This is a genomic window from Cohnella caldifontis, from assembly GCF_029360585.1.
In the GTDB taxonomy this organism is placed as follows: domain Bacteria; phylum Bacillota; class Bacilli; order Paenibacillales; family Paenibacillaceae; genus Cohnella; species Cohnella caldifontis.
Window position 1 is genome coordinate 189,137 of sequence record NZ_JAQZSJ010000005.1, and the last position, 16,344, is coordinate 205,480.

The window sequence follows — 16,344 nt, forward strand, 5'->3', positions numbered from 1 at the left end:
ACCGACCAGAGAGGGGAAATCTCGCAGCATGTCCACCTTTGAGCAAAGCATTTACGATCTGATCGTCGAAACGTCCACGAACCTTCCCGCCGACGTGCGCCGGGCGGTAGCCGCGGCTAAAGCCGCGGAAGACCAAGCGACCCGCGCGGGACTATCCCTGGCCACGATCGCCCAAAATATCGAGATGGCGGAGTGCAACGTATCGCCGATCTGCCAGGATACCGGCATGCCGACTTTTATCGTCCACACGCCGGTCGGCGCCAACCAAATCGCGATGAAACGCGACATCCGCGAAGCCGTCGCCCGCGCGACCAAAGACGGCAAGCTGCGGACGAACTCCGTCGATTCGCTGACGGGTTCGAACAGCGGCGACAACCTCGGACCGGGCACGCCGGTTATCCATTTCGAACAGTGGGAGCGCGACGACGTCGAGGTCAAGCTCATCCTGAAGGGCGGCGGGTGCGAGAACAAGAACATTCAGTACAGCCTGCCCTGCGAGCTGGAAGGGCTCGGCAAAGCCGGCCGCGACCTGGACGGCATCCGCAAATGCATCCTGCACGCGGTTTATCAAGCGCAAGGCCAAGGCTGCAGCGCCGGCTTCATCGGCGTCGGCATCGGCGGCGACCGGACGACCGGCTATGAGCTCGCGAAGCACCAACTGTTCCGTCCGGTCGACGACGTGAACCCGATCCCTGAGCTGCGCCAGCTCGAAGAGTACGTCTTGGACAAAGCGAACCAGCTCGGCATCGGCACGATGGGCTTCGGAGGCAACGTCACGCTGCTGGGCTGCAAAGTCGGGGCGAACAACCGGCTGCCGGCCAGCTTCTTCGTTTCCGTTGCTTACAATTGCTGGGCGTTCCGCCGTCAGGGCGTCATCCTGGACGGATCGTCCCACGAGATCAAAGAATGGGTTTACGAGAGAGGCCAATCGGTCCCGATGCGCGCGTCCGAAACCGGGAACGCGTCGCCGGACGCCAAGCCGGCAGCCGCGACAGCCGGGAAACGCCGGGAGTTCGTGCTCACCGCCCCGCTGTCCGAGGAAGACGTGCGCCAGCTGCGCGTCGGCGACGTCGTCATCCTGAACGGGGACATGCACACGGGACGCGACGCCTTGCACAAATATTTGATGGACCACGACTCGCCGGTGGATTTGAACGGCGGGGTCATCTACCATTGCGGACCCGTGATGCTCAAAGACGACGCGGGTTGGCACGTGAAAGCCGCCGGTCCGACGACCAGCATCCGGGAGGAGCCTTATCAAGGCGACATCATCCGCAAATTCGGCATCCGGGCGGTCATCGGCAAAGGCGGCATGGGAGCGAAAACCCTCAAAGCGCTGCAAGAGCATGGCGCCGTTTATCTAAACGCCGTCGGCGGCGCCGCCCAATATTACGCGGAATGCATCAAGAACGTGAACGGCGTCGATCTGATGGAATTCGGCATTCCGGAAGCCATGTGGCACCTGAAGGTGGAAGGCTTCGCGGCCATCGTGACGATGGACGCCCACGGGAACAGCCTGCATGCCGACGTCGAGAAAGATTCGAAAGCGAAGCTCGAGCAGTTCAAAGATCCGGTGTTCGCTTAACCGACGCCGGCAGCCGCCGGTCGTAAGCGAGGAAAGCAGGAAGGAGAGCCGGCAACCCCCCGATGACCAAATTCCGTCTCAAGCTGTCCCTGCTGTTCCTGCTGCTCATCGGCATTTCCGTGCTGGCGGCGGGACTGCTGTCGGGCCATTATTACCGCCAGAACCACCAAGAAGCGCTGCGGGAGAACATGGTGCGGGAACTCAAACTCCTCAACCTCACGGCCCCTTGGCCGTCCGCGGACGACCGGGCGTCGTTGAAGGACGAGCTGCACCGAAGGGCGTTGGGTCTCAAGCAGGCCGCCGAAATGAGGGTCACCTACATTTTGCCGGACGGCACGGTCGCGGGGGACTCGGACCATAGCGAAAGCACGATGGATAACCACTCCGGCCGGCCGGAGATCAGGCAAGCGCTGCAGGCGGGCATCGGAAGCAGCGTCCGCCGCAGCGATACGCTGCAGGAAAACATGATGTACGTCGCGATGGCCGTAAAGGACGATGGCGGCAATTTGCTGGGATTCATCCGGTTGTCCATGAGCCTCGACGCCGTAAGCGGCGGGTTGAACGACATGTGGGCCGCCTTGGTCTTCAGCCTGTTCCTGCTGTTCGCGCTTGCGGCAGCCGTCAGCTACCGCCTCGCGCAAAGCGTGACCCGCCCGCTGGAACGGATGACTTCGGCGGCCGAGCGGATGTCGCAAATGGACTACGCGATCCGCGTTCCCGAAGGGGGGCGCGACGAGATCGGCGCGTTGGCCCGGGCGCTCAACCGGATGGCGGCCAACCTCCAGGAGCAGCTCGACCTGATCCGCCGGAACGGCGAGCGCCTGCAGGACGTGCTCGACAACATGCCGAGCGGCGTGGTCATGATCGGGGACGACGGCCGGGTCACCTTGTATAACCGCCAGGCGGAGGCGCTGCTCGGAAGCTCCTCGAGGGAACGGGTCGGCAGGCCGTACGCCGAAATCCGTCAGCACGTCGAATTGACCTCCTGGATTCGGGAAGGGCTGGAAACGCGCGAGCCCCAGTACCGGGAGATGCAGGTGTATTACCCGGACGAGAGGCTGCTGCAGCTCAGCGTGATCCCGATGACGCTGAGCGGCGGCAGTCAACCGGGGCTGTTGCTCGTCCTCCAGGACGTGACGGCGATCCGAAGGCTGGAGAACATGCGCAGCGAGTTCGTGGCCAACGTTTCGCACGAGCTCAAGACGCCGGTCGCGGCGGTCAAGGGTTTCGCGGAAACGCTGCTGGCCGGCGCGCTCGACGACCGGGAGACGGCCCGTTCGTTCCTCACGATCATCCACGACGAGAGCGAGCGGCTCAACCGGTTGATCGGCGACATCCTGGAGCTGTCCAAAATCGAGTCCAGGCGTTCGCCGCTGCAGTTCTCGCCGATCGATCTCGGCGCTTTCCTGGGCCGGATGAACGAGCTGGTCGCCCCCGAAGCCGCAAAGAAAAGGATCGCGCTGGATTTGCGGGCCGAGGAAGGATTGTTCCTGGAAGCGGACGAGGACCGGCTGGGCCAAATCCTGCTCAACCTGCTGCAAAACGGGATCAACTACACGCCGGAAGGCGGGCGGGTCCAGGTCCGCGCCGAAACGGTTCCCTCCGAAGACGAGGACGGCACGGAGCGCGTGCGCATTACGGTATCGGACACCGGCATCGGCATTCCCAAGAAGGATATCCCCCGCATTTTCGAGCGGTTTTACCGGGTCGACAAGGCGCGGTCCCGAAGCTCGGGCGGCACCGGGCTCGGCTTGTCCATCGTCAAGCACCTGGTGGAGCTGCATCACGGCTCGATCCGCGTCGAGAGCGAGCCGGGGGCGGGGAGCCGCTTCATCATCGAGCTTCCGCTGCTGCAGCCGTAAACGCGCGAACCGTAAACGCAGGATCAACGCGGTTCCCCTTTTTACATTCGGTTAACCGATTTTTAACTTCGGCTTGATACTGGCATGATAAAACGGAGATAGACCAGAGCGAGCAAATCAAGGCAGGTACTGCCGGACCGGAGGATCGCATGTCGGACAAGGTGCTGATCATCGAAGACGAACCGACTTTAGCCCGTCTAGTCACCTATAACTTGGCTCAAGAGGGCTATGAAACGGAGGTCGTCGGGAACGGGGCCGAAGGGCTTCACCGCGCGGTGAAGGACGGCGGATACGCCGTCATATTCCTGGACTTGATGCTGCCGGGCATGAACGGATTCGAAGTGCTGCAGAAACTGAGAGGGCACGGGGTCAAGACGCCGGTCATCATCTTGACGGCCCGCAATGCCGAGGAAGAGGTCGTGCAAGGCCTGCGGCTGGGGGCGGACGATTACATCACGAAGCCGTTCGGCGTGGCCGAATTGCTGGCCCGCACATCCGCGGTGCTCCGGCGTTCGCGCAACGAGGAGGGGAAACCCGCGGCGCCGGCGGGCGGCGAGAAAGTCATCGCGCTCGGCGACCTTCAGATTTATCCCGACAAATACGAAGTATGCCTGCATGGGGAATGGATCACGCTGCGCCCGAAGGAGTTCGAGGTGCTGCTGTACCTGGCGGAGCGTCCGGGCATCGTCGTTACCCGCGACGACCTGATGAACGTCGTTTGGGGCTTCGATTACGTCGGGGGACAGCGGACGGTGGACGTGCACGTCAGTTCGCTGCGCAAAAAGCTGGAGATGAACCAGCAGACGGTACAGATCGAATCGATCCGCGGCGTCGGATACAAATTGATCGTCAGCCGCAAATGAGCAAGGCCGGGGACTCACGAATCCCCGGCCTTTTTTATTGGCTTTAGGCGCTACCTCCCCCACGCCAGCATTTTGCGCTGGAATTCTTTGGGGGAGCAGCCGCTGAACCGTTTGAACGTTTTGTAGAAATGCGCCATGTTGGACATCCCGATGCGCTCGCCGACCTCGCTGACGCTGAGGTCGAGCGTGAGCAGCAGCTGCTCGGCGCGTTTGATTTTGCGGAAATTGACATACTCCGTGAAAGACATGCCCATGACTTTCTTGAAAAATTTAACGAAATAATAGTAGCTCATGTTCGCCAAGCCGCACACCTCTTCGATGGCGAGCCGGTCGTCGATGCGGGCTTCGACGTAGTCGAGCACCGGCTTCAGGCGGATTCGCTCCACCCGGTCTTGGCCGGCGAGCAGCCCTTTGCTGTCGCTCCGGATCAGAATCAGCAGCAGCTTTTTGATCAGCATGTTGACCGCCAGCTCGTAACCGCTCTCCTTGCGCTGGGCTTCCTCGAGAATTTCGCGGATGCAGTCGGCGGCTTCGGAGCGGGCTTGGGGATTTTCCCGGAAAATGTAATTCATGGCGCTGAGAGGCACTTTCGTTTCATTAAAATACTGCAAATAGGGAATCGTACTCTGGTCGAAAAAGCTTTGAAGGTCGAACTGGAGCACGATGTAGTCCACCAGCTCGCCGTGGCTGCGGTCGCCGTGCAGCTGGGAGCTGCCGAGGATGACGACGTCGCCGGCCGCCATCTCGAACGTTTCGCCGTCCAGATCGATGCTCAGCCTTCCCCGCTGCACGAGCAGCAGCTCGCATTCCGGATGGTAGTGCCAAAAGTAGCTGGCTTTGTCATGCCGGACCGCCCTCCAGATTTTGAGCGACAGGAGCGGGTTTTCGTATTGGATTTCTTCTTTGATCGCTTGCATCCGAAATCCCCCCAAGCCAAAATAACATATAAACCTCCCACCCGGAGAGGATGTCTGATCGCCGAATCGATGATACACTTAATTGTAGTCAATCTAGCAGTCTATTCGCAAGGAGGACAAGGATTTTGTCTACAACCGTCAACGTAGGAATGATCGGCTGCGGCGGCATCGCCATGGGGAAGCATCTTCCCTCGCTGGCCAAAATCCCGGAAGTCCGCATCACCGCCTTTTTCGATGTGGCATGGGACCGGGCTAACGAAGCCAAACAGAAATTCGGCACGCCGGATGCCAAGATTTACGACAACGTGAACGACTTGCTGCGCGACCCCGACGTGCAGGTCGTCCATGTCTGCACGCCGAACGATACGCATGCCGAGATCTCCATCGCCGCTCTCGAGGCGGGCAAGCACGTCCTGTGCGAGAAGCCGATGGCGAAGACGGCGGCCGACGCCCGCCGGATGCTGGAAACCGCGGAGCGCACCGGCAAAAAGCTGAGCATCGCCTATCAAAACCGCTATCGCCGGGATTCGTTGTGGCTCAAGGAAGCGGCCCGCGCCGGGGAGCTGGGGGAAATCTACCTGGCCAAAGCCCATGCCGTGCGCCGCAGAGCGGTGCCGACCTGGGGCGTGTTCCTCGACAAGGAGAAGCAGGGCGGAGGTCCGCTGATCGACATCGGGACGCACGCGCTCGACCTCGCGCTGTGGATGATGGACAATTACGAACCCCGCACCGTGCTGGGCACCTCGTACCGCAAGCTGGCCGAACAAGGCAGCCAGGCGAACGAGTGGGGATCGTGGGATCCTTCCCAATTCACGGTCGAGGATTCGGCTTTCGCCATGATCACGATGAAGAACGGCGCGACGATCTGGCTGGAATCCAGCTGGGCGCTTAATACGCTGGACGTCGACGAGGCGAAGGTGACGCTGTGCGGCACGAAGGCAGGCGCCGACATGAAGGGCGGGCTCCGCATCAACGGCGAAGAGCACGGGCGCCTGTATACCAAGGAAGTCCAATTGGGCTCGGTATGGGACAATTCGGTGCCGAACGACGCGCCGGAGAAAGAAGCCCGGGCTTGGATCGACGCCATTCTCCACGACCGCGAGCCGGTCGTGACGGCGAAGCAGGCGCTGGTCGTCCAGCAGATTTTGGAGGCCATCTACGAATCGGCGGACAAAGGGCAAGCGATCAGTTTCGAGTAACCGAAGCTTGAAACCTATTTTTGGCAGCGGATTGGGAAAAATCAAATAGAAATGAGCCGCGTTTTCAGGTAGAATAAATGAGGATGATGAATGTACACGCGTACATTAACATCCTCATTCGTTTGTCAAAACGAACCGTAGAAAGGTCAGGTGGCAGATCGTGAAGCTTGGGGTATTCATCGTATTATTCGGACAACAATCGTTCGAGCAGGCCCTGGACAACGCGAAGGCAGCCGGATGCGGAGCCGTCGAGATCGGCGTAGGCGGCTATCCGGGCACGTCGCACGTGAACGCGCGGGCGATCGTGAACGACGACGCCGCGGTGCGCAAGATCAAGGAGGCCGTCCAATCGCGCGGCCTGTCGATCAGCGCGCTCAGCATGCACGGCAACCCGCTGCATCCGAACAAGGAGCAGGCGAAGGAGTTCCATGAGGATTTCGTCGCGGCGGTCCTTCTGGCGGAAAAGCTCGGCGTAGACACCGTCATCACGTTCTCCGGATTGCCGGGGGAATCGGAACATTCCAAATATCCGTCCTGGGTGACCTGCCCGTGGCCGCCGGACTTCCTGACCGTGCTGGAGTGGCAGTGGAACGAAGTCGCCATCCCGTATTGGAAGGAACAATCCGCGTTCTGCCGGAAGCACGGCGTGAAGGTGGCGATCGAAGCCCACCCGGGTTTCCTGGTGTACAACACCGAGACCGCGCTGCGCCTGCGCCGGGAAGCGGGGGACAACATCGGCGTCAATTTCGACCCTTCCCACCTGTTCTGGCAGGGCATGGACCCGATCGAGTGCATCAAGGCGCTCGGCGATTCGATCTACCACGTGCACGCGAAGGACACGAAGATCGACAAGCGCAACACCGCGCTCAATGGCGTTCTCGACACGAAGCATTACGGCGACATCCTGAACCGTTCGTTCGTGTTCCGCACCGTCGGTTACGGGCATGACGACGAGTTCTGGAAGGACATGGTCAGCACGCTGCGCGTTATCGGCTACGACGGCACGATCAGCATCGAGCACGAGGACGGCTTGATGAGCGTGAACGAAGGCTTCACGAAGGCCGCGAACTTCCTGAACGGCTTGATCCTGAAAGAAGGAACGGGTGATATGTGGTGGGCGTAAACAACCGGAAACTGAACGTGGGCATGGTCGGATACAAGTTCATGGGCAAAGCCCACAGCCATGCGTATAAAGACGTCGGCATGTTCTTCGACATGGACGCGGACGTCGTCATGAAGGCGATCTGCGGCCGCGACGAGCAAGGCGTGAAGGAAGCCGCCGACAAGTTCGGCTGGGAAGGCTACGAGACCGACTGGCGCAAGCTGGTCGCGCGGGACGACATCGATTTTATCGACGTGAACGCGCCGAGCGACGCGCACAAGGAAATCACCCTCGCGGCGATCGCAAACGGCAAGCACGTGATCTGCGAAAAGCCGCTGGCGCTGAATCTCGCGGATGGCCGCGAGATGCTGGAAGCGGCGGAGAAGGCCGGCATCAAGCACGCCGTCTGCTTCAATTACCGTTTCCTGCCCGCGGTTCAGCTCGCCAAGAAGCTGATCGACGAAGGCAAGATCGGCGAAATCCACCATTACCGCGCCACCTATCTACAAGATTGGCTGGTGGATCCGAACGCCCCGCTGGCCTGGCGGCTGAAGAAGGAAGTGGCCGGCTCCGGCGCGCACGGGGACCTGAACGCCCACTCGATCGACTTGGCCCGTTTCCTGATCGGCGAGTTCGACCGGGTCGTCGGCCACAACCGCACCTTCGTCAAGGAGCGGCCGATCCCGACGTCCACCTCCGGGCTGTCCGGCACCGGCTCCTCGGAGAAAGGCGAAGTCACGGTAGACGATGCTACCGGCTTTCTGGCGGACTTCAAGAACGGCGCGATGGGCATGTTCATCGCCACCCGGTTCGCGACGGGCCGCAAAAACGGCAACACGTTCGAAATCCACGGCAGCAAAGGCACGATCCGCTGGGACCTGGAGCGCCTGAACGAGCTGGAAGTGTATTTCCGCGAGGACGAGCCGGAGGCGGCCGGCTTCCGCCGGATCATGGCGACGGAGCCCGTGCATAAGTACGCCGGCAACTGGTGGCCGACCGGGCATATCATCGGGTACGAGCACGGCTTCATCCATATCGTGTACGAGTACGTTCAGCACATCGCGGCCGGCACTCCGTTCGCGCCGACGTTCCTGGACGGCGTCCGTTGCCAGGAAGTGCTGGAAGCGGTCGATCTGTCGATCGAGCGGGGATCTTGGGTCAGCATTAGCGAGGTATAAACGATAGATCGCGTTCGAAGAGGGCCGGATTTCTGACCGGCCCTCTTTTTCGATTCCGTCATTTGTCGAAAATAGGTCTCCGAAATCGGGCAAGTCATAGTATAATCGACCTTAATTGCCAAGAGTCCATTTTTTGAGGTGCGCCGGATCGATGACCATCGACATGATCTCGAATTTTTCCTTCCTGAACCTGTTTCTGTTTCTATACAACCTGCTGGGCGGTTACTTGCGGGACAAGGTGCCGGGCATCGGCCGATCGAAGGTGCTTACCGGCGTGCTGCACGGATTGGCCGGCATTCTGCTCATGTTCTTCAGCGTGGAAATCTCCCCGTCGACGATCGTGGACATGCGGCAAATCATGATCGTTTCGTCTTCCTACTTCGGAGGCATTTACTCCTCCTTGCTGACGGCGCTTATTATTTCCGTGGGCCGGGTCGCTTTGTTCGGCGGGTTTCACCTTTCATCGATCATGGCGGCGGCGTCTGCGTTCGCGTTGGCCTTGGGCAGTTCGGCGATCATGAAGATCGTGCCTCATTTTTGGAGAAAATGGTCGTACGCCTTGGGTTTGGCCGCAGCCATCATGGCGGTTACCCTGTACGTTCTGGTGAACGGAGACCAATCGGCGATTCCGGAACTGGCGGGCATGCTGCTTGCGGGAGGACTGTTCGCGGCCGCGCTCGTGGCTTATATGCAAAAGTCGGATCGGGTATTCGCCGAGCTCCAGGAAAGCGAGAAGGAACTCCGCGAGCTGGATTCGCTGAACGAATCGATTTTCCGGTCGGCGGAAGGCATCTCGATCATCGCCGTCGATCTGGAATTGCGCATCGCGCGGTTCAACCGCGGGGCGGAATTGATGACCGGTTACGGCGCGGAGGAAGCGATCGGCCGGAACGCGATCGGATGGTTGTTCGACCCCGCGGAGGTTCAAACGCGCAAAGAAGCGCTGATTGGGAAATACGGGGGCCCGATTTCCGATATCGACGTGCTGCTGTTTGCCTCCCAGTCCGAACGATACGAGGACAAAGAATGGACGCGGATTCGCAAAGACGGAAGCCGCCTGAAGGTTGCGATGAACATAACGCCGATTTTCGGAGATGACGGAGAGGCCATCGGATACTTGGGCACGGCGGTGGATATCAACTCGCGGAAAGAAGCCGAAGCAGCCTTGCGGCAAGCCAACGAAATGCTCACCGAGCTTTCGTTCCGCGACGGCTTGACGGGAGTGTTCAACCGCCGTTACTTCAACGAAGCGTTGGAAGGAGAATGGAAAAGAGCCCAGCTTGCGGGGAGGGAAGCCCGGTTGTCGCTGCTCTTGCTGGACATCGACGATTTCAAGAAATACAACGATACCTACGGTCATCAAATGGGGGACGAATGCTTGCGCAAAGCCGCGCAGCTGCTGAAGGCCGCGGCTCGGAGAGGCTCCGGAATCGTGGCGCGCTACGGCGGGGAAGAATTCGCGGTGATCTTGCCGGACACGGATACCGAAGGCGCTCTGCTGGTCGCGGAATGGATCCTCAAGGCGATCGCGGAGGAGGCGATTCCGCATTCAACGTCCCGAGCCGCGGAATACGTCACGTTCAGCATCGGCGCCGCTACTTCGACGGGGAGTTCGGCGGGCGGGGCGGACGCCCTGATCGCCCAAGCCGACCAGGCACTGTACGAGGCCAAAGCCGCAGGCCGCAATCGCGTAATGGGTTCGCAGGCATCCTAGAGGCATTCGCAAGCCATGCACCGGTACCAGGGGCAATCCGAATGGAACCGGATCAACCGGAGCGGGTGGTCATGGGTCAGTTGATCGGCAAGCTGTCCAATGGAGAATCATCCGATCGTTGAAAAAGGGCTTTCCCGATGCAGGGGAAGCCTTTTTTTTGTCCCAAAAGCAAAAAAATCGCGCTCTTCACGATGGGACAAATATGGTGCCAATTCGACGCTTCCTTCAATACCATAAGGGGGACACGTCCTCTTTTCCAGGATCCGTACGTCAAAAAATCGAAAAGGGTGTGATTCGAAGTGAAGTTTGAGAAATTTTTGCGCAATATCAAGTATGCTCCTGTTCAACCCAACACGCCTCTTGAAGAAATCGCCAATACGACGCTCCCCGATGACGACGAGTTTTATAAACGCACCTTGTACGAATTGTGCACGACGGTGCCGAAACTGTCTACTTTCGGATTAGCCGCGATCATCAACAGGGCCGTGTCCCAAATGCCGAAAGAACAAGCTTACGTAAACGTTGGCGTGTGGCACGGATTCAGTTTTTTGGCCGGCATGATCCATAATCCCGACAAAAAGTGTATCGGCATCGACAATTTCACGCAATTCGGTTCCCCGCGGGACGAATTTTTAGCGAGATTCAACAAATACAAGAGCGACAACCATTACTTTTACGATATGGATTACGTCGATTTCTTTCGGTCATTTCAGGATCGGATCGGCTTTTATTTCTACGATGGGGAACACAGCTACGAAAATCAATTGAAGGGTCTGCAGTTAGCCGAACCCTTTTTCGCGAAAGATTGCATCGTCATGGTCGACGATACGAACTGGGAAGCCCCGCGGAGAGCAACGCTTGATTTTGTTTCGGCCAGCCCCTATCAATACAGCGTCCTGTTGTCCGAATCGCATCCCACGTTTTGGAACGGGGTTATGATTCTTAGAAAGGAAAACTGAATGAAAACAACCTCCCTTGCCAATGGAAGGATTCCGGGGCGTTCGCCTTCGACTTACCGATTCGATATAATGGAGAAATATACCGGTAACATCCTGCGGCAGAGGAGAGTTGACGTGGATCGACGAAAGCTGCTGAATGTCTACGTGGAAAATTTCATCATTCATCGGAACCAATGGGAAGCGGAATGGAGCCGGACCAACCGCTGCGGGTTGTCCAGCGCGCAAGGGGGCCTGATTACCCTTTTGATGGAGAAGGGCCCGTTGCAGGCGAAAGACTTGATGTTCCGGCTGGGGGTTTCGTCCGGCGGGGTAACGGTGATCACCAACAACCTGATCCAAAAAGGGTTGATCAGCAGAGTCAAAAGCGATACGGACAAGCGAGCGGTCTACTTCGAACTGACGGAGCGGGGCAAGGAGTTGTATCCCATCGTCGAACTGGACACGAATCAGGTGATGGACCGGATCTTCTCGGAATTGAGCGACATCGAAGTGGCGATCCTGGCCCAGTTGTTCGGGAAGCTCTCGGGTAAATCTTGAGCGGATTCCCTGAGGGCTGCTTTAACGGAAACGAGTCGAACGAAAAAGACCGTCGATCCTTTCGTCTTGCGAACGAAAGGTCCGACGGTCTTTTCTACTTCATTATTCGACGATCAGGTTGCCGGTCATGTTGTCATGGCCTTGGCCGCATTGGAGGCTGCAGTGGAACTCGAAAGTCCCTGCGTCCGTTACGGTAAATTCCTTCGTCTCCCCGGTTTTGACTTCCACGCCGAGATCCCCGAACGTGACTGCGTGCAGGCCGGAGTCGCTTTTCAGCGTCAGCTTGATCGTATCGCCTTTATGCGCTTTGATCTCCGTCTGATCGAACTGCCAGTTCGTTGCCGTCAAGGTGATTTCTTTGGTTTCACCCGCCGGCGCGGCTTGGCTGGAAGACGGGGCGGATTCGGAAGCGGCCGCCGAAGAGGCGGGAGCCGAGGAAGCGGGAGCGGACGGCTCGCTCGAGTCGTTATTGCTGCCGCATGCGCTGAGTGCGACTGCCGAAGCCATGGCGATCAGGGCAAGAAACGAAACTTTCTTCTTATTCATGGAGTAACAACCTCTTTCTTTTTAATGAATGATTACCTCCGACCGGTCAATCGTCGGATACCCCCGTTGATAAATCGATCGTTTAGCACCAAGAGACTTATTAGTAAGATAAGTTGTCCGGAGGATATTATACTGCTGCTGCCCGGATCCGTCAAATTCAATCGGGAAGATTCGTTATAATTCGACATGAAAATTCATTATTCTGCTCTAGCATTTTCAAAAATATGGGGAACACCATCGGGATGGAACAGACAAAATTGATTGACGAAAGGAAAAAGCAAGCGTATGATTCGGATTGTAATCTTACTAGTAAGATAATGTTGTCCAACATTTACCGTGACCTGGAGGGAATCTTGGTGAAAAAGTCAGTCACCGCAGCCAGCGCACTGCTGGCAGCAAGCATGGCGCTGGCCGCATGCAACAGCAACAACGATTCGGAATCATCCCCATCGGCTTCATCCAGCGCTTCCGCTGCACCGTCCGCATCCGCGCCTGCATCCGCGTCCGCTTCGACCGCGGCCGTAACGAACGAGAACTTTCCGACCGTTCACTTCGATTTGGCGAGCACGCGCCATGTGCCGTACTCCGAAATCACCAAAGAAAACGTCGGCGATTTGGGGATCGTCTGGTCGCAGGACTTCAAGAAACTCGATCCCTCGATTCCGAACGGCAACCAGGACTTTACGGTCGTCGTAGACGGCGTGCTTTACGCCACGACTTCCAAAAACCACGTTTTCGCTTTTAATGCCGTGACGGGAGAGCAGCTTTGGCACTGGGCTCCGGACCAGGAAATGCTCGATAACATGAAAAATCTCTATATCATCGCCAACCGCGGCGTTGCCGTAGCGGAAGGCAAAGTGTTCATGCTGACGCTGGACAATAGGCTGGTGTCGATCGACGCGAAAACCGGCCAAACGGTGAAAATCGTGAAAATTTCCGATGCCGTCGAAGGGGCCACGGTCGAAAACGGGTATTATGAAACGGCCGCTCCTATTTATTACAACGGAAATATCTATATCGGCAGCAGCGGCGGCGACAACGGCGTTCGCGGCTTCGAAATGGCGTACAAGGCCAGCGATTTGACGCCGGCTTGGGACGCTCCGTTCTGGACCGTGCCTCCGAAGGGCCAAGACTGGCTGAAAAACAACAAATTTAACGGCGGCGGCACCGTTTGGATGCCGGCTTCCGTCGACGAAGAGACCGGCATCCTGTACATGGGCACGGGCAACCCCGCTCCGGATATGTACGGCGAAGACCGTCCGGGCGCCAACCCTTATACCGATTCCGTCGTCGCGCTGGACAGCAAAACCGGCAAATTGGTCTGGGCGCAGCAGCTCGTCAGCCACGATCTGTGGGACTACGACGCTCCGATGTCCCCGATGATCATCAAAGCCAAAATTAACGGCGCGGAGCGCAAAGTGGTCGTGGAAGGCGGCAAATCCGGCGAATGGTTCGCTTTTGACGCCGCGACCGGCGAACCGATTTACAAGAACGTTCAATTCATCAAAAAAATCGATCATCCGAAACCGACGCCTGAAGGCGTGCTGATCTCCCCGGGGGTATACGGCGGCCAGAACTACGCGCCGGAAACGTACGATCCGGATTCGAACTACGTGCTCATTCCGGGCGTCGAGTCTCCGAACTTGGTCAAAGGCTATGAAGGCAAGAAAGAGGAAGTTACGGCGTTCGGAACGACGCTCGGCGAAACGCCTCCGGATATCAAGCCTTACGGCACGGTAACGGCCATCGACATGAACACGGGCAAAATCGCTTACCAATACGACACCGACCATGAAATGCGCGGCGGCTTCACCAGCACCGCGACCGGCCTTGCCTTCTATGGCGAGCTGAACGGCAAAGTCCGCGCGCTGGACATCAAGGCGGGCAAAATCGTATGGGAATTCCAGCTTCCCGGCGACAACGTCATGTCCGCGCCGTCCATCTTCACGCAGAACGGCAAAGAATACATCGCCTTTACGTCCGGTGGCACGAAGCCGCAAATTTACGTATTCGCCCTCGGCGGAGACAAAACGCAAGGCCAATCCGCAGATGAGAAAGTCGAAGGCGGCGTGGACCATAGCGCGAAATAAATCCTGTTCTTGAATCATACAGCGGAGGCAGGTCCAAGGACCTGCCTCTTCTTCATGAAGGAGGAGCGACATGTTGAAGCGATGGGCGGCGATTCCTGCGGCGATGGCGCTTGCGCTTGGGGTGTTGGCAGGCTGTACCGACAATGCGGAGCCGGAGACGGGGCCGGCATCCGAAACGGCGGCGAGCGCGGCGCCAACCGCGGCGAAAGTATCCCTCAGTCTGGACCAAGCAACGTTATCCGTTCAAACCTGGAAAATGGACAATTCCCATATGATGTCCGTGAAGGGTAAAGTACAGGCAGACGGACAGCCTGTGTCCGGCGTGGAAGTGAATTTGGCCGACAAGCGCAGCGTGACGACCGGCGAGGACGGCGCTTTCGAATTCAGGGTGGACCGGAGCATTCCCCAATCGATCCCGATTCGTGTCAAATCCGCCGACAAGGCGTCCGTGGCAGGAAAACCTTTAGATGATTCGACCAAATCCGCATTGCTGGCGGCGGAGAGCTTCGTGCAGGTGTACCATCCGATTCAAATCACGGAAGTGAAAGCGGCCCCCGGAGATCCGGATTCGGTTGAAGTTCACGCGCGCGCCGTCATGGGCGAAGGAGAGGAGTTCCCGACGACCAAGCTGGCGAATTACGCCATCAAGGGAACGGTGAAGGATGCCGGCGGCAATCCGGTCAAAGGCGCCGAAGTCAGTTTTTACCGGGAACACGGGGAAGGCTGGGCGAAATCGGCACCGTCCGACGAGAACGGCGCTTACATGTTTTATACTTCCCCGGAAGAAGACGAGGACGCGACTTTCCAGGTTTTCGTCGGAGATACGAAATATACGCTGCCTGAAAACAGGGTGTATCATTTTCCCGAAGATACCAGCTCCCAGGTGGACATCACTTTGCCCGCGGAAGGCACCGTCATCGTTGACAAGCCGCCTACCTTGGTCAGTCAAAAAACAGAAGGCGCCGTCTATTGGAGCCAGATGTACGGATTGTCCGTCGGAGAAGGCGTATCGTACACCATCACGCTCCCGGATAAGGACGGCTCTTTCGTCGTCACGGTTCCGAAATCCGTCTGGGATCAGTCCCCAACCTTCTACGAAACCCGCTACTCCCGGTTCTTGATCGATCCGATCGCGCCGGGCGATCCGGTATCTTCCGCGGATATCCCTGCTCCTCAGCCGGGCGATCCGCAGCAGATCGTTCCCGAACCCGCGAAATCATAACGCCGCAGCTTCGGCCCGCAAGGGCCGGAGCTTTCTTTTTTTTCTACGACTGACCCATTCGCATACCAGGTCGAAAAACACGGACACCATCAGGCTAGCCGCCCGTCAGTCGACCGCCCAGCCCGATCCTTCCGCTCCTGCATAGGATGACTTCAGCCTAGGGTAAAGGAGCGATGGCGAAATGAGTTTCTATCCGATGATGGGCGGATTTCCCTTTGGCGGATGGCAGGGCGGCTTGGCAGGCGGAGCCGGTGTCCCCGGAGTTCCGGGATATCCAGGGGTTCCGGGATATCCAGGGGTTCCGGGAGTACCCGGATACGGAGTGCCCGGATACGGAGTGCCCGGATATGGAGTGCCCGGATACGGAGTACCCGGATACGGAGTACCCGGATACGGAGTGCCCGGCCGATGGGAGTGGCGATAGATCCTATTCGACGGTGGTAAAAACAAAGTTGCAGACTCCCGAAAAACAACCGGCCTAGCGGGGACCTCCCCCGCAAGGCCGGTTTTTCGTTTGCGATTCTAACCTTCCCCTTACACCGCATTGATCGGGCGATAACACAAGATTGG

The 16,344-nt window shown here is 58.4% G+C and carries 13 protein-coding genes; 11 read left to right on the forward strand and 2 right to left on the reverse strand.

Features of this window, described 5'->3' with window-relative positions; all coding sequences use genetic code 11:
• Positions 1 to 28 precede the first annotated feature (28 nt).
• The 3 genes from PTZ19_RS10385 (at position 29) to PTZ19_RS10395 (ending at position 4,310) form a co-directional block, all read left to right on the forward strand.
• Positions 29 to 1,585: a fumarate hydratase gene (locus PTZ19_RS10385; protein ID WP_276354222.1), complete on the forward strand. Its 1,557-nt coding sequence runs from the start codon at positions 29 to 31 to the stop codon at positions 1,583 to 1,585.
• A 62-nt stretch (positions 1,586 to 1,647) separates the two neighbouring features.
• On the forward strand, positions 1,648 to 3,447 hold the full coding sequence (gene pnpS / locus PTZ19_RS10390) for a two-component system histidine kinase PnpS (RefSeq protein ID WP_276354223.1): 1,800 nt from the start codon (positions 1,648 to 1,650) through the stop codon (positions 3,445 to 3,447).
• 149 nt (positions 3,448 to 3,596) lie between these two features.
• Positions 3,597 to 4,310 (forward strand): response regulator transcription factor, encoded by a 714-nt coding sequence (locus tag PTZ19_RS10395; RefSeq protein WP_276354224.1) that lies wholly within the window; start codon positions 3,597 to 3,599, stop codon positions 4,308 to 4,310.
• A 50-nt stretch (positions 4,311 to 4,360) separates the two neighbouring features.
• Here PTZ19_RS10395 and PTZ19_RS10400 read toward each other — a convergent pair whose 3' ends face one another.
• Positions 4,361 to 5,227 carry a helix-turn-helix transcriptional regulator gene (locus tag PTZ19_RS10400; protein WP_276354226.1) on the reverse strand — a complete coding sequence of 289 codons (867 nt, stop codon included), beginning with the start codon at positions 5,225 to 5,227 and terminating at the stop codon, positions 4,361 to 4,363.
• 125 nt (positions 5,228 to 5,352) lie between these two features.
• On the opposite strand from PTZ19_RS10400, the gene PTZ19_RS10405 reads away from it, so the two are divergent.
• The 6 genes from PTZ19_RS10405 (at position 5,353) to PTZ19_RS10430 (ending at position 11,916) form a co-directional block, all read left to right on the forward strand.
• Entirely contained in the window at positions 5,353 to 6,426 is a 1,074-nt protein-coding gene (locus PTZ19_RS10405; RefSeq protein ID WP_276354228.1) for a Gfo/Idh/MocA family protein, read from the forward strand.
• A gap of 160 nt (positions 6,427 to 6,586) precedes the next feature.
• Positions 6,587 to 7,549 carry a sugar phosphate isomerase/epimerase family protein gene (locus tag PTZ19_RS10410; RefSeq protein WP_276354229.1) on the forward strand — a complete coding sequence of 321 codons (963 nt, stop codon included), beginning with the start codon at positions 6,587 to 6,589 and terminating at the stop codon, positions 7,547 to 7,549.
• 23 nt (positions 7,550 to 7,572) lie between these two features.
• Positions 7,573 to 8,706 (forward strand): Gfo/Idh/MocA family protein, encoded by a 1,134-nt coding sequence (locus PTZ19_RS10415; protein ID WP_276354320.1) that lies wholly within the window; start codon positions 7,573 to 7,575, stop codon positions 8,704 to 8,706.
• A 151-nt stretch (positions 8,707 to 8,857) separates the two neighbouring features.
• The gene (locus tag PTZ19_RS10420; RefSeq protein ID WP_276354230.1) at positions 8,858 to 10,420 is read left to right on the forward strand and encodes a GGDEF domain-containing protein; all 1,563 of its coding nucleotides are present in this window, start codon (positions 8,858 to 8,860) and stop codon (positions 10,418 to 10,420) included.
• Positions 10,421 to 10,719: 299 nt separating this feature from the next.
• Positions 10,720 to 11,379, forward strand: coding sequence for a class I SAM-dependent methyltransferase (locus PTZ19_RS10425; protein ID WP_276354231.1), 660 nt, complete (start codon positions 10,720 to 10,722; stop codon positions 11,377 to 11,379).
• Positions 11,380 to 11,493: 114 nt separating this feature from the next.
• The gene (locus PTZ19_RS10430; RefSeq protein ID WP_276354233.1) at positions 11,494 to 11,916 is read left to right on the forward strand and encodes a MarR family winged helix-turn-helix transcriptional regulator; all 423 of its coding nucleotides are present in this window, start codon (positions 11,494 to 11,496) and stop codon (positions 11,914 to 11,916) included.
• Between the two features lie 102 nt (positions 11,917 to 12,018).
• On the opposite strand, the gene PTZ19_RS10435 is transcribed toward PTZ19_RS10430, so the two are convergent.
• A complete protein-coding gene (locus tag PTZ19_RS10435) occupies positions 12,019 to 12,462 on the reverse strand; it encodes a cupredoxin domain-containing protein (protein ID WP_276354234.1) in 444 nt (147 codons plus the stop codon).
• Between the two features lie 356 nt (positions 12,463 to 12,818).
• Between PTZ19_RS10435 and PTZ19_RS10440 the strand changes: the two genes are divergently transcribed.
• On the forward strand, positions 12,819 to 14,552 hold the full coding sequence (locus PTZ19_RS10440) for a pyrroloquinoline quinone-dependent dehydrogenase (protein WP_276354236.1): 1,734 nt from the start codon (positions 12,819 to 12,821) through the stop codon (positions 14,550 to 14,552).
• A gap of 70 nt (positions 14,553 to 14,622) precedes the next feature.
• The gene (locus PTZ19_RS10445) at positions 14,623 to 15,774 is read left to right on the forward strand and encodes a carboxypeptidase-like regulatory domain-containing protein (protein WP_276354237.1); all 1,152 of its coding nucleotides are present in this window, start codon (positions 14,623 to 14,625) and stop codon (positions 15,772 to 15,774) included.
• Positions 15,775 to 16,344: the final 570 nt, after the last annotated feature.